The sequence below is a fragment of the Micromonospora sp. R311 genome (assembly GCF_056780015.1).
The window spans coordinates 98,225-113,399 of the sequence record NZ_JBSWCE010000011.1 but is presented as its reverse complement, the minus strand read 5'-3'; the positions used below and the strand labels follow the sequence as shown (position 1 = coordinate 113,399).

The 15,175-nt window shown below is 74.5% G+C and carries 15 protein-coding genes; 9 read left to right on the top strand and 6 right to left on the bottom strand.

Annotation, left to right across the window (positions count from 1 at the left end; all coding sequences use genetic code 11):
• Window positions 1-145: 145 nt before the first annotated feature.
• The 8 genes from clpS (at window position 146) to rdgB (ending at window position 5,335) form a co-directional block, all read left to right on the top strand.
• Window positions 146-436 (top strand): ATP-dependent Clp protease adapter ClpS, encoded by a 291-nt coding sequence (gene clpS / locus AC1WTP_RS11975; protein WP_481649297.1) that lies wholly within the window; start codon window positions 146-148, stop codon window positions 434-436.
• Between the two features lie 61 nt (window positions 437-497).
• Window positions 498-992 carry a DUF2017 domain-containing protein gene (locus AC1WTP_RS11970; RefSeq protein WP_481649362.1) on the top strand — a complete coding sequence of 165 codons (495 nt, stop codon included), beginning with the start codon at window positions 498-500 and terminating at the stop codon, window positions 990-992.
• Window positions 993-1,045: 53 nt separating this feature from the next.
• On the top strand, window positions 1,046-1,534 hold the full coding sequence (locus AC1WTP_RS11965; RefSeq protein WP_481649296.1) for a M67 family metallopeptidase: 489 nt from the start codon (window positions 1,046-1,048) through the stop codon (window positions 1,532-1,534).
• A 71-nt stretch (window positions 1,535-1,605) separates the two neighbouring features.
• On the top strand, window positions 1,606-1,965 hold the full coding sequence (locus AC1WTP_RS11960; RefSeq protein ID WP_481649295.1) for a MoaD family protein: 360 nt from the start codon (window positions 1,606-1,608) through the stop codon (window positions 1,963-1,965).
• Window positions 1,966-1,975: 10 nt separating this feature from the next.
• Window positions 1,976-2,941: a PLP-dependent cysteine synthase family protein gene (locus tag AC1WTP_RS11955; protein WP_481649294.1), complete on the top strand. Its 966-nt coding sequence runs from the start codon at window positions 1,976-1,978 to the stop codon at window positions 2,939-2,941.
• A gap of 238 nt (window positions 2,942-3,179) precedes the next feature.
• Window positions 3,180-3,926 carry an MBL fold metallo-hydrolase gene (locus tag AC1WTP_RS11950; RefSeq protein ID WP_481649293.1) on the top strand — a complete coding sequence of 249 codons (747 nt, stop codon included), beginning with the start codon at window positions 3,180-3,182 and terminating at the stop codon, window positions 3,924-3,926.
• Window positions 3,927-3,995: 69 nt separating this feature from the next.
• Window positions 3,996-4,721: a ribonuclease PH gene (rph, locus tag AC1WTP_RS11945; protein WP_481649292.1), complete on the top strand. Its 726-nt coding sequence runs from the start codon at window positions 3,996-3,998 to the stop codon at window positions 4,719-4,721.
• Window positions 4,718-5,335 carry an RdgB/HAM1 family non-canonical purine NTP pyrophosphatase gene (rdgB, locus tag AC1WTP_RS11940; protein WP_481649291.1) on the top strand — a complete coding sequence of 206 codons (618 nt, stop codon included), beginning with the start codon at window positions 4,718-4,720 and terminating at the stop codon, window positions 5,333-5,335. Before rph ends, rdgB begins: the two co-directional genes overlap by 4 nt.
• A 68-nt stretch (window positions 5,336-5,403) precedes the next feature.
• Here the strand turns inward: rdgB and hutH are convergent, their stop codons facing one another.
• The 6 genes from hutH to AC1WTP_RS11910 form a co-directional block, all read right to left on the bottom strand.
• Window positions 5,404-6,939 (bottom strand): histidine ammonia-lyase, encoded by a 1,536-nt coding sequence (hutH, locus tag AC1WTP_RS11935; RefSeq protein WP_481649290.1) that lies wholly within the window; start codon window positions 6,937-6,939, stop codon window positions 5,404-5,406.
• On the bottom strand, window positions 6,936-8,138 hold the full coding sequence (hutI, locus tag AC1WTP_RS11930) for an imidazolonepropionase (RefSeq protein WP_481649289.1): 1,203 nt from the start codon (window positions 8,136-8,138) through the stop codon (window positions 6,936-6,938). Before hutI ends, hutH begins: the two co-directional genes overlap by 4 nt.
• 55 nt (window positions 8,139-8,193) lie before the next feature.
• A complete protein-coding gene (locus AC1WTP_RS11925; protein ID WP_481649288.1) occupies window positions 8,194-9,552 on the bottom strand; it encodes a formimidoylglutamate deiminase in 1,359 nt (452 codons plus the stop codon).
• A 226-nt stretch (window positions 9,553-9,778) separates the two neighbouring features.
• Window positions 9,779-10,981: an allantoate amidohydrolase gene (locus tag AC1WTP_RS11920; RefSeq protein WP_481649287.1), complete on the bottom strand. Its 1,203-nt coding sequence runs from the start codon at window positions 10,979-10,981 to the stop codon at window positions 9,779-9,781.
• 2 nt (window positions 10,982-10,983) lie between these two features.
• Window positions 10,984-12,633, bottom strand: a complete 1,650-nt coding sequence (gene hutU / locus AC1WTP_RS11915; protein ID WP_481649286.1) for a urocanate hydratase — start codon at window positions 12,631-12,633, stop codon at window positions 10,984-10,986.
• 11 nt (window positions 12,634-12,644) lie between these two features.
• Complete coding sequence (locus AC1WTP_RS11910; RefSeq protein ID WP_481649285.1) at window positions 12,645-13,493, bottom strand: MurR/RpiR family transcriptional regulator; 849 nt, start codon at window positions 13,491-13,493, stop codon at window positions 12,645-12,647.
• Between the two features lie 230 nt (window positions 13,494-13,723).
• Here AC1WTP_RS11910 and AC1WTP_RS11905 point away from each other — a divergent pair, with 230 nt between their 5' ends.
• A complete protein-coding gene (locus AC1WTP_RS11905; protein ID WP_481649284.1) occupies window positions 13,724-15,022 on the top strand; it encodes a hypothetical protein in 1,299 nt (432 codons plus the stop codon).
• Window positions 15,023-15,175: the final 153 nt, after the last annotated feature.

The following is a 15,175-nucleotide window of genomic DNA, read 5'->3' as shown; positions in this document are numbered from 1 at the left end:
CGTCCCCGCCACCCCGGCCGGCCGCCCCGCCGGGGCCGCGGCCGCCCCCGCCCGCCGCCCGGTGGGGGCGGTCGCGGACGGCGATCCGCGCCGGGCCGGCGTTCCGGTTCCTCGGTTCGCCGAATCCGGTGGCACGATGGGGGGCATGACGGCTCCGCAGGTTGCACCGGTCGAGACGCCGGACACCGAAGAGGTGCCGGCTGCCGACCGGCCGTGGGTGACGATCGTGTGGGACGACCCGGTCAACCTGATGACGTACGTGACCTGGGTCTTCCAGAAGCTCTTCGGCTACAGCCGGGAGAAGGCCGAGCGGCTCATGCTCGACGTGCACCACAAGGGGCGGGCGGTGGTCTCCAGCGGCGCCCGCGAGCGGATGGAGCACGACGCGTCGCAGCTGCACGCGTACGGGCTCTGGGCGACGGTGGACCGCGCGTGAGCGCGAGGAGTGGGCCGGGGTTGCGAGCCCCGCGGTCGCGGACAGGGATGGCGCTGTGAGCATGTTCCGCCGCCAGGGCGGCCGCTACGTCGCCACCTTCGCCGCCGACGAGGTTCGGGTGCTGCGGAAGGTGGCCTCCGAGGTGGTCGGGCTGCTCACCGACGGCTTCGACCACTCCGACCCGGTGGTGTGCCGGCTCTTCCCCGAGGTCTACCCGGACGACCCGGGCGGCACCGCGGAGTTTCGCCGGTACACCGAGGGCGACCTCAAGACCGCCAAGATCGACCAGGCGGGCGCGATCCTCGCCGCGCTGCCCGGCGAGGCCGGCGGTGAGGTGCGCCTCGACGCCGAGGCGGCCGAGGCGTGGCTGCGCGCGCTCAACGACGCCCGGCTGGCGATGGGCGTCCGGCTGGAGATCAAGGACGGCACCGATCTCGGCGAGGAGCTCGACGACGCGGTCGCCGAGGACCCGACCTCCAGCCGGGTGTTCCAGCTGTCGGTCTACGTGTACCTCGGCTATCTCCAGGAGTCGCTGCTCAACGCCTTGATCGACTGAGCGTGACCGGCACCACCTTAAGCTGCGGCCCGCCAGGCGTTAGGCTGGAGCGCGTGCTGAGCATCGACCGGTCGATCGTCGACGCGATCGTCGCCCACGCCCGCCGGGACCACCCGGACGAGGCGTGCGGCGTGGTCGCCGGTCCCGCCGGCAGCGACACCCCCACCCGGCACATCCCGATGGACAATGCCGCCCGCTCGATGACGTTCTACGAGTTCGACTCGATGGAGCAGTTGCGCATCTGGCGGGAGATGGACGACCGGGACGAGGAGCCCGTCGTCATCTACCACTCGCACACCGCGACCGAGGCCTACCCGTCCCGCACGGACGTCTCCTTCGCCGGTGAGCCGGGCGCGCACTACCTGCTCGTCTCCACCCGGGAACCGGACACCGAGGAGATCCGCTCGTTCCGGATCGTCGACGGCGTGGTGACCGAGGAGCCGGTGCGCATCCTCGACGCGGTGGTGGACCCGCATGCCGTGCAGTCCTACATGTTCGGGCAGAGCCCGGCGACGGTCGACTACGAGTGTTCCGGCCGCTGATCCCGGCGCCGTAACACCTGTCCCACGTCCCCGTCACCGACCGGCACACCCGAAAGAGGAGCACGACAATCATGGCCATCGAGGTTCGCATCCCCACCATCCTGCGCAGCTACACCGGCGGCGCGAAGGCCGTCGAGGGCACCGGCGACACCCTGGGCGACCTGCTCGCCGACCTGGACTCCCGGCACGCCGGGCTGCGCGGCCGCCTGGTCACCGAGACCGGCGCGCTGCACCGCTTCGTCAACGTCTACGTCAACGACGAGGACGTCCGCTTCCTCGGCGCGCTGGACGCCAAGCTCTCCGACGGGGACAGCGTCACCATCCTGCCGGCCGTGGCCGGCGGCGCGTTCGGCTTCGCGGCGGCGGCCGCGATCGCCCAGCACAACGCGGCCGCCGCGCGGGCCGGCCGGCGCACCTCCGCCGCCGGCTGAGGGGGCCGCCGTGGCGCGGTACGACAGCCTGCTCGACGCCTGTGGCGGCACGCCCCTGGTCGGGTTGCCCCGGCTCTCGCCGACGGTGCCCGACGGGGCGCCGCCGGTACGCCTCTGGGCCAAGCTGGAGGACCGGAACCCGACCGGAAGCATCAAGGACCGGGCGGCCCTGTTCATGGTCCGCGCGGCCGAGGAGGCGGGCCGGCTCCGGCCCGGCGACACCATCCTCGAGCCGACCAGCGGCAACACCGGCATCTCGCTGGCCATGGTGGCGAAGCTGCGCGGCTACCGGCTGGTCTGCGTGATGCCCGAGAACGTCTCCACCGAACGGGTGCAGCTGCTCCGGATGTACGGCGCTGAGATCATCTTCTCGCCGGCCGCGGGCGGCTCCAACCAGGCGGTCGCCACCGCCAAGCAGATCGCCGTCGAGCACCCGGACTGGGTGATGCTCTACCAGTACGGCAACGAGGCGAACGCCCGGGCGCACTACGAGACGACCGGGCCGGAGCTGCTGCACGACCTGCCGACGATCACCCACTTCGTGGCCGGCCTGGGCACCACCGGCACGCTCATGGGCACCGGGCGCTACCTGCGTGAGAAGGTCGACGGCATCCAGGTGGTCGCCGCCGAGCCGCGCTACGGCGAGCTGGTCTACGGCCTGCGCAACATCGACGAGGGCTACGTCCCGGAGCTGTACGACGCGAGCGTGCTGTCCCGGCGCTTCTCGGTGGGCACCCGGGACGCGGTGCTGCGGACCCGGCAGCTGGTCGAGGTGGAGGGCATCTTCGCCGGCTTCTCCACCGGTGCGATCCTGCACGCCGCCCTGGCCGTGGCGCACGAGGCGGTCCGCGACGGCCGGCGCGCCGACGTGGCGTTCGTGGTCGCCGACGGGGGCTGGAAATACCTCTCCACCGGCGCCTACGGCGGCACCCTGGCCGACGCCGAGGGCGCCCTGGAGGGGCAGCTCTGGGCCTGATCCGGGGCCGTTGGACAGCGGGGCCACCGGCGGTGACGCCGGTGGCCCCGGCGCGTCCGGCACCCGCGCCCGGTGCCGGGTCGGAGCGGGTGTCACCTTGGTGACAACTTGCAGCGGATCATTCTTGCCCGTGCGCGCGCCAGCGTAGGCTGCGCAGCGTGGCGTACGCGTCGGTAGAGATCATCGACGGAGCCCGGGTCGGCGCGAGCACTACGCAACGTGACAGCGAGACAACTCGATGCGACTGACGGTCCTGGGCTGCGCCGGGAGCTTCCCCGGGCCCGAGTCCCCCTGCTCCGCCTATCTGGTCGAGGCCGAGGGCTTCCGGCTCCTGATCGACTTCGGGTCGGGCTCGCTCTCCACCCTTCAGCGCTACGCCGGGCTGCACACCCCGGACGCCATCCTGCTGAGCCACCTGCACTGCGACCACATCCTCGACGCCGCGTCGTACGTGGTGGTCCGCCGCTACGCCCCGGACGGCCCCTACCCGCCGCTGCCGGTCTACGCCCCGGCCGGCGCGCCGGACCGGCTCTCCGCCATCTACGGGCAGGACGACGGCACGGTCGAGGACGTCTACCAGTTCTACGCCCTGGAGCCGGGCACCTTCCCGATCGGCCCGTTCACGGTCACCGCCGACCGGGTCAACCACCCGGTCGAGACGTACGGCGTCCGGCTCGAGCATGGCGGCCGGGTGCTCTGCTACTCGGCGGACACCGCCCCCTGCGACGCGCTGCTGCGGCTGGCCCAGGACGCCGACGTCTTCCTCTGCGAGGCCAGCTACCTCGACGGCGTGGACAACCCGCCCGACCTGCACCTCACCGGCCGGGAGGCCGGCGAGGCGGCGACCAAGGCGGGTGTGGGCCGGCTGCTGCTGACCCACCTGGTGGCCGCCTGGGGCAGCGAGGCGCACACCGTCGCCTCGGCCGCCGCCGCGTACGCCGGCCCGCTCGAGGTGGTCCGCCCCGGCGCCAGCTACGACGTCTGACCCGGCGTCGAGCGACCGGGTCGGGACACCCCGGGGCGGTTCGATCACCGCATTGCATAGGGTGCAGGCATGGCGCGACCTGACGGGCGGCAGCCCGACCAACTCCGACCGGTGACGCTGACCCGGGGCTGGAGCACCCACCCCGAGGGTTCGGTGCTGGTGGAGTTCGGCGACACCCGGGTGCTCTGCACCGCCAGTGTCACCGAAGGGGTGCCCCGCTGGCGCAAGGGCTCCGGGCTCGGCTGGGTCACCGCCGAGTACGCGATGCTGCCCCGGGCCACCAACACCCGCTCGGACCGGGAGAGCGTCAAGGGGCGGGTCGGTGGTCGCACCCACGAGATCTCCCGGCTGATCGGGCGCAGCCTGCGGGCGTCCATCGACCTCAAGGCGCTCGGCGAGAACTCGATCGTGCTCGACTGCGACGTGCTCCAGGCCGACGGCGGCACCCGGACCGCCGCGATCACCGGCGCGTACGTGGCCCTGCACGACGCGGTCGGATGGCTCGCCGCGCGCAAGGCGCTGGCCGGCAAGCCGGAGAAGGTGATGCACCGCTCGGTGGCCGCGGTCAGCGTCGGCGTGATCGCCGGCGAGCCGCGCCTGGACCTCAACTACGCCGAGGACGTGGCCGCCGAGGTCGACATGAACGTGGTCTGCACCGGCACCGGCGAGTTCGTCGAGGTGCAGGGCACCGGGGAGGCGGGCGTCTTCGCCCGCGACCAACTCGACGCCCTGCTCGACCTGGCCGTGGCGGGGTGCGTGGAACTGGCCGAGGCCCAGCGGAAGGCGCTGTCATGAACAAGGTCCTGCTCGCCACCCGTAACCGCAAGAAGCTCATCGAGCTGCAGCGGATCCTCGACGGCGCGCTCGGCGCCCACCGGATCGCGCTGCTCGGGCTGGACGACGTGGAGGAGTACCCGGAACTGCCGGAGACCGGCCTGACCTTCGCCGAGAACGCTCTGATCAAGGCGCGGGAGGGCTGCCGGCGGACCGGCCTGCCGACCATCGCCGACGACTCCGGGCTGGCGGTCGACGCGCTGGGCGGCATGCCGGGCGTGTTCAGCGCCCGTTGGGCCGGCCGGCACGGCGACGACCAGGCCAACCTCCAGCTGGTGCTGGACCAGATCGCCGACCTGCCGGACGAGCACCGGGGCGCGGCCTTCGTCTGCGCCGTGGCGCTGGTGCTGCCCGGTGGCAAGGAGCACCTGGTCGACGGCCGGCAGCCCGGCCGGCTGCTGCGGGCGCCGCGCGGCGACGGCGGCTTCGGCTACGACCCGATCTTCCTGGGCGACGGGCAGGACCGGACGAACGCCGAGCTGACCCCGGCGGAGAAGGACGCGATCAGCCACCGGGGGAAGGCGCTGCGCGAGCTGGCCAAGCTCGTCGCCAAGGTCCTCCCGCCCGCCGCCTGACCGGGCGCGTACCGACAGGAGTGGCCATCCGCGCCGGATGGCCACTCCTGTCTGTCGGTGCGGGTGGGTCAGCCCAGCGGGCCGATCTCGCGCTCGATGGCGGCCCGCAGCTCGCGGCCGGTGAGCGCGGCCCGGGCCGCCTCCATCAGCGGGGCGAGGAAGACGTCCGGCCCCGGCTCGCCGGCGATCCCGCCGAGCGCCTCGACCGCCGCCCGCCCGGCCGGCGACGGGGTCAGCGGCGCGCGCAGCTGGAGCCCGCGCACCGCGGCCAGCAGCTCCACCGCGAGCACGCTGGTCAGGTTGTCCAGCACGGTGCGCAGCTTCTTGGTCGCCGCCCAGCCCATCGAGACGTGGTCCTCCTGCATGCCGCTGGTCGGCAGCGAGTCCACCGAGGCGGGCGCGGCGAGCCGGCGGTTCTCCGCGACGATGCCGGCCGCGGTGTACTGCGCGATCATCAGCCCGGAGTTGACCCCGGCGTCGGGGGAGAGGAACGCCGGCAGCTCCCGGGAGCGGGTGACGTCCAGCAGCCGGTCCACCCGCCGCTCGGCGATCGCGCCCACCTCGCTGGCGGCGATGGCCAGGAAGTCCGCGGCGAAGCCGAGCGGGGCGCCGTGGAAGTTGCCGGTCGACTCGACCCGGCCGTCCGGCAGCACCACCGGATTGTCCACCACCGACACCAGCTCCCGCCCGGCCACCGTGCGGACGAAGTCCAGCGTGTCCCGAGCCGCCCCGGCCACCTGCGGCGCGCACCGCATCGAGTACGCGTCCTGCACGGCGTGCGCCAGGTCGTCCCGGTGCGAGTCCATCACCCGGGAGTCCTGCAGCAGCCGGTGGATGTTCGCCGCCGACGCGGACTGCCCCGGGTGCGGCCGGATGCTGTGCAGCTCGGGCAGGAACGGCCGCTCCGAGCCGAGCATCGCCTCGATCGCCAGCGCGGCGGTCACGTCGGCCATGGTGAACAGGTGCGCGGCGTCGTGGATGGCCAGCAGCAGCATGCCGAGCATGCCGTCGGTGCCGTTGATCAGCGCCAGGCCCTCCTTGGCGGCCAGCTCGACCGGCTTGAGCCCGGCCCGGCGCAGGGCGTCCGCCGCGTCGATCCGCTCACCGGCCGGCCCGAGCACCCAGCCCTCGCCGAGCAGCACCAGCGCGCAGTGCGCCAGCGGCGCCAGGTCACCCGAGGCGCCGAGCGAGCCGTGCTCCGGCACCCACGGGGTGACGTCGTGGTTGAGCAGATCGACCAGGGCCTCGGCGACCAGCGGGCGGACCCCGGAACGGCCCAGCGCGAGCGAGCGGACCCGCAGCAGCATCATCGCCCGGACCACCTCGCGCGGCATCGGCGCGCCCACCCCGGCGGCGTGCGAGCGGATCAGCGCGTGCTGCAGCTCCGCCCGCCGCTCCGGCGCGACGAAGGTGTTGGCCAGCGCCCCGAACCCGGTGGAGACGCCGTAGACCGGGCGGCCGGCGGCCTCGATGCCGTCCACGATCGCCCGGCTGGTGGCCATCGCCTCCACGGTGGACGGGTCGAGCACCACCTTCGCGGTGCCGCGGGCCACGGTGAGCACGTCGGCGGGGGAGATTCCGGTGGGCAGGATGGTCACGGTCATTGTGGCACTCCGTTGTGCAGAACCTGGCGGATCAGTGGCACACCGGGCCGGTAGGCCAGGTGCAGGTGGGACGGGGCGTCCAGGACGACCAGGTCGGCCCGGGCGCCGGGGCGCAGCACCCCGACGTCGTCGCGGCGCAGCGCCCGGGCGCCGCCGGCGGTCGCGGCCCAGACCGCCTCCGCCGGGGTCATCCCCATCTCGCGGACGGCGAGCGCGACGCAGAACGGCATCGAGGAGGTGTACGACGAGCCGGGGTTGCAGTCGGTGGCCAGCGCCACCGTGACGCCGGCGTCGAGCAGCCGGCGGGCGTCCGGGTAGGGCGACCGGGTGGAGAACTCGGCACCGGGCAGCAGGGTGGCCACCGTGGTGGTGTGCGGGCAGTGGGCGCCGGAGTCGACCCGGGTCGAGGCGAGCGCGTCGACGTCGTCGTCGGTCAGGTGGGTGCAGTGGTCGACGCTGGCCGCGCCGAGCTCCACCCCGAGGCGTACCCCCGGGCCGGGGCCGAGCTGGTTGGCGTGCACCCGTACTCCCAGCCCGGCGGCCTGCCCGCAGGTCAGGATGGCCCGGGTGTGGTCGGCGTCGAACGCGCCCCGCTCGCAGAAGGCGTCCACCCAGCGGGCGTACGGCGCCGCGGCGGCCAGCATCGGCCCGCACACCAGCCCCACGTAGTCGTCGGGACGGTCGGCGTACTCCGCGGGCACCACGTGTGCCCCGAGGAAGGTGGTCTCGTCGGTGACCTCGGCGGCGAGCCGCAGCGAGCGGGTCTCGTCGGCCACGGTCAGGCCGTACCCGCTCTTCACCTCCATGGTGGTGGTGCCCTGCCGCAGCGCCTCGCCGCGCAACCGGCGCACGGTGGCCCGCAGCTCGTCGTCGGCGGCGGCCCGGGTGGCGGCCACCGTGGTCCGGATGCCGCCCCCGGTGTACGGCTGCCCACTCATCCGGGCGGCGAACTCGGCCGCCCGGTCGCCGGCGAAGACCAGGTGGGCGTGGCTGTCCACGAAGCCGGGCAGCACCGCCGCCCCCTCGGCGTCGATCCGCCGGTCGGCGGTCGGGGCGTCCCGGGCCGGGCCGATCCAGACCACCTCGCCCGCCTCGACCAGCACCGCCGCCCGGCGGCGCAGGCCCAGCGGGCCGTCCTCGCCGCCACCGGGCACGTTGGTGACCAGCTCACCGATGTTGTCGACCAGCAGGGTGCTCACGGCGCCACCTCGGTTCCCGACTGCGGGGCTCGCAAGACCGGCGCACTCCTCGCGCTCACCCGGTCACCTCCGTGACGGCGCTGCGCAGCTCGGCCGGCACGTCGACGGTCAGGTGCCGCCCGTCGCGCACCACCGGGCGCCCGTCGACGACCACGTGCGTGACGTCCGCCGCGCCGGCCGCGAAGAACACCCCCACCGGGGGTACGCCGGCCGTGCGGGCGCTGTCCAGCCGGACCGTGACCAGGTCCGCCCGTGCCCCGGCGGCGATCCGTCCGGCGTCGGTCCAGCCCAGCGCGGCGTGCCCGCCGGCGGTGGCCGCGGTCAGCAGCTCCACGGCCGAGAAGTGCCCGCGCCGGCGGGTACGCAACCGCTCGTCCAGCTCCACCGCGCGGGCCTCCTCGAAGAGGTCGACCACCGCGTGACTGTCGCTGCCCAGGCTCAGCGGGGCGCCGGCGTCGGCCATCCGCCGGGCCGGGCCGATGCCGTCGGCGAGGTCCCGTTCCGTGGTCGGGCAGAGGCAGACCCCGGTGCGGTGCTCCCCGAGCAGCCCCAGGTCGCCGCTGGTCAGGTGGGTGGCGTGCACCGCGGTGGTGGCCGGGCCGAGCACGTCGCGCTCGGCCAGCAGCCGGGTCGGGGTGCAGCCGTGCAACGCCCGGCAGGCGTCGTTCTCGGCCGGCTGCTCGGACAGGTGCACGTGCAGCGGCGCGTCGCGCTCCCGCGCCCACCGGGCCACCGTGCTGAGCTGCTCGGCGGGGACCGCCCGCACCGAGTGCACCGCGGCGCCGACCCGGGCGTGGCCGCCGGCCGGGGTGAACGCGGCGGCCCGGTCGCCCCAGCGCGCCGCGTCGCCGTCGTCGAACCGCCGCTGCGGGCCGGTGAGCGGCTGGCCGTCGACGGTGGCGGTCAGGTAGCAGGTGTCCAGCAGGGTGATCCGGACGCCGGCCTGCGCGGCGGCCTCCACCAGCGCTGCGCCCATCGCGTTCGGGTCGGCGTACGGGATGCCGTCGGGGCCGTGGTGCAGGTAGTGGAACTCGCCCACGCAGGTGATCCCGGCCAGCGCCATCTCGGCGTACGCGGCCCGGGCCAGCGCCAGGTACGACTCCGGGTCCAGCCGGGTGGCGACCGCGTACATCTCGTCGCGCCAGCTCCAGAAGTCGCCCCGGCCGGCGTGGGTGCGCCCGCGCAGCGCCCGGTGGAAGGCGTGCGAGTGCGCGTTGGCCAGCCCGGGCAGGGTCAGGCCGGGCAGCCGGACGGCGTCGCCGAGCACCTCGACGCCCGCGGGCTGCCGGCTCCCGACGGTCAACGGCGTCACGGCGGTGATCCGGCCGTCGTTCGTCTCGATGAGCACGTCGGCGGTGGGCTCGGCATGCTCGGGCAGCCAGGCGTACTCGGCGAGCCAGTGGGTCGCAGTCACCTCGTTCGCCTCCTGTCGAGCTGCCCCGCGTGTGAGACCGCAGGGTCCGGTGCCCCGCCGGTCCGCCGAGGTGCGCGGCACTGCACGGACGTGCCCGCAGAGCCCAACGAGGCAGCCGCCTCGTCCCGCCGTCCCGTCCATGAGGGCAGCTCGACAGCGTCCGGACCAGGGGAGGTGCCGGGGCGGCGCTGCGCCCGTGCGAGCTGCCCGAACGGGTGTCTCGCCCTCACCGGCATGCCAGCTCCTCCAACACCCGGGCCAGCGCCCGCACCCCGGCGGCGCAGTCGTTGTCGGTGGCCCACTCCGAGGGGGAGTGCGACACCCCGGTCGGGTTGCGCACGAAGAGCATCGCGGTCGGCAGGTAGGCGGCCAGCACGCCGGCGTCGTGGCCGGCCCCGGTGGGCAGCACCGGCGCGTCGAGCAGCCGGGCCAGCCGGTCGGCCAGGCGGGCGTCGAAGCCGACCAGCGGGGTCGCCGACTCCTCGGCCAGCGCAAGTTCGGTGCCGTCCCGGCGGGCCCGCTCGGCCGCCTTGCCGTGCACCGCGGCCACCAGGCCGGCGAGCGTCTCCGGCTCGGCCGCCCGGGCGTCCAGCCACCCGGTCACCCGGGACGGGATCGCGTTGGTGGCGTTCGGCTCCACGGTCACCCGGCCCATGGTGGCGTGCGCCCCGCGCAGCCGGGCCTCCTTGTTCGCCGCGAGCACGGTGAACGCGTAGGTGAGCATCGGGTCGCGGCGGTCGGCCATCCGGGTCGTACCGGCGTGGTTGCCCTCGCCGAGGAAGTCGAAGCGCCAGCGGCCGTGGGGCCAGATCGCGCTGGCGACCGCGACCGGCGAGCCGGTCTCGACCAGCGCGCGGCCCTGCTCGACGTGCAGTTCCACGAAGGCCGAGAAGCGGGCCAGCAGCTCGGGGCGGTCGCCCGCCGGCGGGGCGCCCAGCGCCTCGGCGAAGCTCACCCCGGCGGCGTCGCGCAGCCCGGCCACCCGGTCCAGCGACAGCGCCCCGGTGAGCAGCCGCGAGCCCAGGCAGGGTACGCCGAACCGGGCCCCCTCCTCCTCGACGAACGCGGCCACCACCACCGGCCGGACCGGCGCGACGCCGGCGGCCCGCAGCGTGTCCACCGCGAGGAACGCGCTGACGATGCCGAGCGGCCCGTCGTACGCCCCGCCGTGCGGCACCGAGTCGAAGTGGCTGCCGGTCAGCACCGCGTCGCCCGCGTCCGGGTCACCCCACCAGGCGAAGAGGTTGCCGTTGCCGTCGTCGGTGACCGGCATGTCCCGGTGGCCGGCCTGGTCCCGGAACCAGGAGCGCAGCCGCAGCTCGGGCTCGGTCAGCGCGTAGCGGAGGTAGCCGCCGCTGCGCCCGTCCCGCCCGATCGGCGCGATCTCGTCCCACAGCGCGCGGAACCGGCCGACCAGCTCGTCGGACACGCTCACCCCTCCGCCATCGGCACGCGCACGCCGGTGCGGGCGGCGACCTCGCGGGCGTCGTCGTAGCCCGCGTCGACGTGCCGGATGACGCCCATCGCCGGGTCGTTGGTGAGCACCCGCTCGATCTTCTGGCCGGCGAGCGCCGTGCCGTCGGCGACGCAGACCTGCCCGGCGTGGATGGACCGGCCGATGCCGACCCCGCCGCCGTGGTGGATGGACACCCAGGACGCCCCGCTGGCGGTGTTGACCAGCGCGTTGAGCAGCGGCCAGTCGGCGATCGCGTCGGAGCCGTCGGCCATCGCCTCGGTCTCCCGGTAGGGGCTGGCGACGCTGCCGCAGTCCAGGTGGTCCCGGCCGATCACCACCGGCGCGGAGAGTTCGCCGGAGGCGACCATCTCGTTGAACCGGACCCCGGCCTTGTCCCGTTCCCCGTAGCCGAGCCAGCAGATCCGGGCCGGCAGGCCCTGGAACGCCACCCGCTCGCCGGCCATCCGGATCCACCGGGCGAGCGAGTCGTTCTCCGGGAACAGCCTCAGGATGGCCCGGTCGGTGGCGGCGATGTCGGCCGGGTCGCCGGAGAGCGCCGCCCACCGGAACGGCCCCTTGCCCTCGCAGAACAGCGGCCGGATGTACGCCGGCACGAAGCCGGGGAAGTCGAAGGCCCGCTCGAACCCGCCGAGCTTCGCCTCGCCCCGGATCGAGTTGCCGTAGTCGAAGACCTCCGCCCCGGCGTCGAGGAACCCGACCATCGCCTCGACGTGCTTGGCCATCGACGCCCGCGCCCGGTCGGTGAACTCGGCCGGCTTCGCCGCCGCGTAGTCCCGGGCGTCGGCCAGCTCCACCCCCTCGGGCAGGTACGACAGCGGGTCGTGCGCGCTGGTCTGGTCGGTGACGATGTCGATGGCGACCCCCCGGCGCAGCAGCTCCGGGAAGACGGTGGCCGCGTTGCCCACCACGCCGACGCCCAGCGCCCGGCGGTCCCGCTTCGCGGCGAGGGCCCGCTCGACGGCGTCGTCCAGGGAGTCGGCGACCTCGTCGAGGTAGCGGTCGTGCACCCGGCGGTCGAGCCGGCCGCGGTCCACGTCGACGATCAGGCAGGCGCCGCCGTTCATGGTGACCGCGAGGGGCTGCGCCCCGCCCATGCCGCCGCAGCCGGCGGTCAACGTCAGCGTGCCCGCGAGGGTGCCACCGAACCGCTTGGCGGCGACGGCGGCGAACGTCTCGTAGGTGCCCTGGAGGATGCCCTGGGTGCCGATGTAGATCCACGAGCCGGCGGTCATCTGCCCGTACATGGTCAGGCCCAGCTGCTCCAGCCGCCGGAACTCCGGCCAGGTCGCCCAGTCGCCGACCAGGTTGGAGTTGGCCAGCAGCACCCGGGGCGCCCACTCGTGGGTCCGCATGACCCCCACCGGCCGGCCGGACTGCACCAGCATGGTCTCGTCGTCGCGCAGGTCGGTCAGCGTGCGGACCAGCGCGTGGAACGACGGCCAGTCCCGGGCGGCCTTGCCGGTGCCGCCGTAGACCACCAGGTCCTCGGGGCGCTCGGCCACCTCCGGGTCGAGGTTGTTCATCAGCATCCGCAGCGCCGCCTCCTGCGGCCAGCCACGGGCGGTGCGCTCGGCGCCACGGGCGGCGCGGACAACCTGGGACATCTCGGTCTCCTCTAGAGGAACAACTGACGGCGGGCGGCGGACGCCTCGAACGCCTCCAGCCGGCGCTGGGTCTCGGCCGGTGCGGCGTCGCAGATCGCCTGGAGCAGCACCATGGCCAGCGTCATCGGGGCGGTGTGCAGGTCGAACACGAGTTGCGCGCCGACCGCGGCGGGCAGCACCAGGTCGGCGTGTTCGGCGGCCGGGCTGACCGGCGAGTCGGTGATCGCCACCACGCGCAGGCCGGCGGCCCGGGCCTCGCGCAGCGCGTCCAGGGTCTCCCGGGGATAGCGGGGGAGCACGAAGGCCAGCAGGGCGCTGGCCCCGGCCGCGGCGGCCTGCTCCAGGCGGTCGGTGAGCAGGCTGCCGCCGTCGTCGAGCACCCGCACGTCGGGGTGCACCTTGGCGGCGAAGTAGGCGAAGTACGCGGCCAGCGGCGCGGCGGCCCGCAGGCCGAGCACCGGCAGCGGGCGGCTGGCGGCCAGCAGCCGGCCGCTCTCGGCGATCCGTTCCCGGTCGGCGAGCTGGCCGGCCAGCCGGTCCAGGTTGCCGATCTCGGCGCGGACCGCCTGCTGGAGTTCGTTGCCGGCGCCGTCCGGCCCGGCGGGGGAGGTGGCGGTCAGCTCGCGCAGCCGGCGGCGCAGCGCCGGGTAGCCGTCGTGGCCGAGCGCGACCGCGAACCGGGTGACCGACGGCTGGCTGACCCCGGCCAGCTCGGCCACCTCGGCCGCCGACAGGTAGGCCGCGGCCGGCGCGTGCTGGACCAGGCAGTGCGCGATCCGGCGCTGGGTGGGGGTGAGCCGGACCCCGTGGAACAGGTCCAGCACCTGCTCGCCGGGGGCGACGGCAGTTCCCTCATTCATGACGCGACTCTATGCATGAAAACTTTCACAAGCAAGTGGTCGGGACGGGTGATCCCCGAGGTGCGCCAGTGCGTGGCGCCACCGGTAGGTGCGGGCCACCGTTCGCCTCCACAGTGCACGTCACGGTTCGGATACGCCGTCCCGAACTGTGTCGGGCCGGCGACGGGCGGGCGGAGGGCTGAGCGTCGGCTCTGTAGGATCCGCACGGCGGTTCAGTAGAGGAGTAGGGCATGCAGCCGGTTGGCCCGTACAGGTTCACCCACGTGCTGGGCGGGTCCGTGGTCGGAAAGGCGTGGGCGGCCATCGACTCGCAGGGCCGGTTCGTCACGGTCGCCGTGCTGGAGGGCGCCGTGGCCGCGGACCCTCGCTGGCGGGAGGCGTTCGCCGCGATGGCGGACTCGCTGGCGCAGCAACCGGGCGGGCAGTCCTACGCCTACGCGGACTTCTCGGCCGACGCGCCCTGGGTCGCGTACCCCGCGGAGGCCGGGCCGGGTGCGGAGAAGCTGCTCCGCGCGCTCGGTGCGGACTACCAACCGGTCCCCACGGAGATCGGCGCCGACGTGCCGGTCTCCGGTGCCCCGCAGACGATCCCCAACCCGCCGCAGCCGGTCTCGGGCGCGCCCCAGCCGACGTCCGGGGCGCCGGTCATGCCGTGGGCGATCCAGGTCGGTCCGGTCTCCGCGCAGCCGGTCCCACCGCACCCGGTGTCGGCCCAGCCGGTCTCGGCGCAGCCCGTCTCGGGCACGCCCCATTCTCCGGTACCGCAATCCGGTCCGCCGGCCGAGGTGACCTCGTACGACCCGTTCGCCGCATCGGACCGCCGGATCAAGCCGTCCGAGCCGCCCCGTCGCCGCACCGGGCTCTGGCTCGGGGCCGCCGCGCTGGTGCTGGTCCTCGTCGGCGGTGTGGGTGCCGTCGTCTGGACGACCAGGTCCGGAGACACGACCGACCCGACGGCGAGTTCCTCACCCACCGGCGCGGACGCGGCCGGCGCGCCGGCCGGGTTGCCGACCGCAGCTCCCCAGCAGCCCGGCATCGAGCCGCCACGGCCGGGGGACTGGCCCAGATGGCCCGTCTTCGGCAAGGGCGATGCGGTGCGCACGCTCACCCCGGACGGCCTGGGCTTCGGGTTCACCGCGCCGGCCGGCTGGGCGTGCAACCCCGCTGGCAGCGCCGAGGGGCAGGTCAAGTACAACTGCGGCGCTTCCATCGGCGACAACAAGGAGATCGGCGGCGAGCTGATCGTCCGTGAGTGCCGCGACTGCACCGAGGAGCGGCGCGTCGCCCTGCGTAAGGCGGAGGAGGCGTGGGGCCTGCAGTGGCGCATCGGTGGGCCCTACGTGGTCCTGGTCGAGACCGTGAAGCTGGACGGCGCCAACGCGTACGGCGTCGTCGTGGTCGCCTTCTGGCGCTCGAACCCGGACGGTGCCATCGACCGCCAGCTCGTGCTGCGGATGACCTCGCCGGTGGAGTGGATGGACGTCATCCGGCGCGTGGTCAACTCCGTTCGCGACAACGCACGCTTCTGAGCATCAGCCGCCACAGGCCGGGTGGTGGCGGGCCTCTATGATGAGCGCGCGAAGCCTCGCTTCGGCCCGGACCGATCCGTCATCGGTTCTGGACTCCGCCCTCAAGGCGTGAGCGAAATCCCCCGCACGACGGCACGACCAGCGCAGCCCTGG

Bases quoted from the DNA above. Each gene is read 5' to 3' on its own strand.
- clpS (WP_481649297.1), top strand. From the start codon at position 146: ATGACGGCTCCGCAGGTTGCACCGGTCGAGACGCCGGACACCGAAGAG.
- AC1WTP_RS11970 (WP_481649362.1), top strand. From the start codon at position 498: ATGTTCCGCCGCCAGGGCGGCCGCTACGTCGCCACCTTCGCCGCCGAC.
- AC1WTP_RS11960 (WP_481649295.1), top strand. From the start codon at position 1,606: ATGGCCATCGAGGTTCGCATCCCCACCATCCTGCGCAGCTACACCGGC.
- AC1WTP_RS11950 (WP_481649293.1), top strand. From the start codon at position 3,180: ATGCGACTGACGGTCCTGGGCTGCGCCGGGAGCTTCCCCGGGCCCGAG.
- rph (WP_481649292.1), top strand. From the start codon at position 3,996: ATGGCGCGACCTGACGGGCGGCAGCCCGACCAACTCCGACCGGTGACG.
- rdgB (WP_481649291.1), top strand. From the start codon at position 4,718: ATGAACAAGGTCCTGCTCGCCACCCGTAACCGCAAGAAGCTCATCGAG.
- hutH (WP_481649290.1), bottom strand. From the start codon at position 6,939: ATGACCGTGACCATCCTGCCCACCGGAATCTCCCCCGCCGACGTGCTC.
- hutU (WP_481649286.1), bottom strand. From the start codon at position 12,633: ATGTCCCAGGTTGTCCGCGCCGCCCGTGGCGCCGAGCGCACCGCCCGT.
- AC1WTP_RS11910 (WP_481649285.1), bottom strand. From the start codon at position 13,493: ATGAATGAGGGAACTGCCGTCGCCCCCGGCGAGCAGGTGCTGGACCTG.
- AC1WTP_RS11905 (WP_481649284.1), top strand. From the start codon at position 13,724: ATGCAGCCGGTTGGCCCGTACAGGTTCACCCACGTGCTGGGCGGGTCC.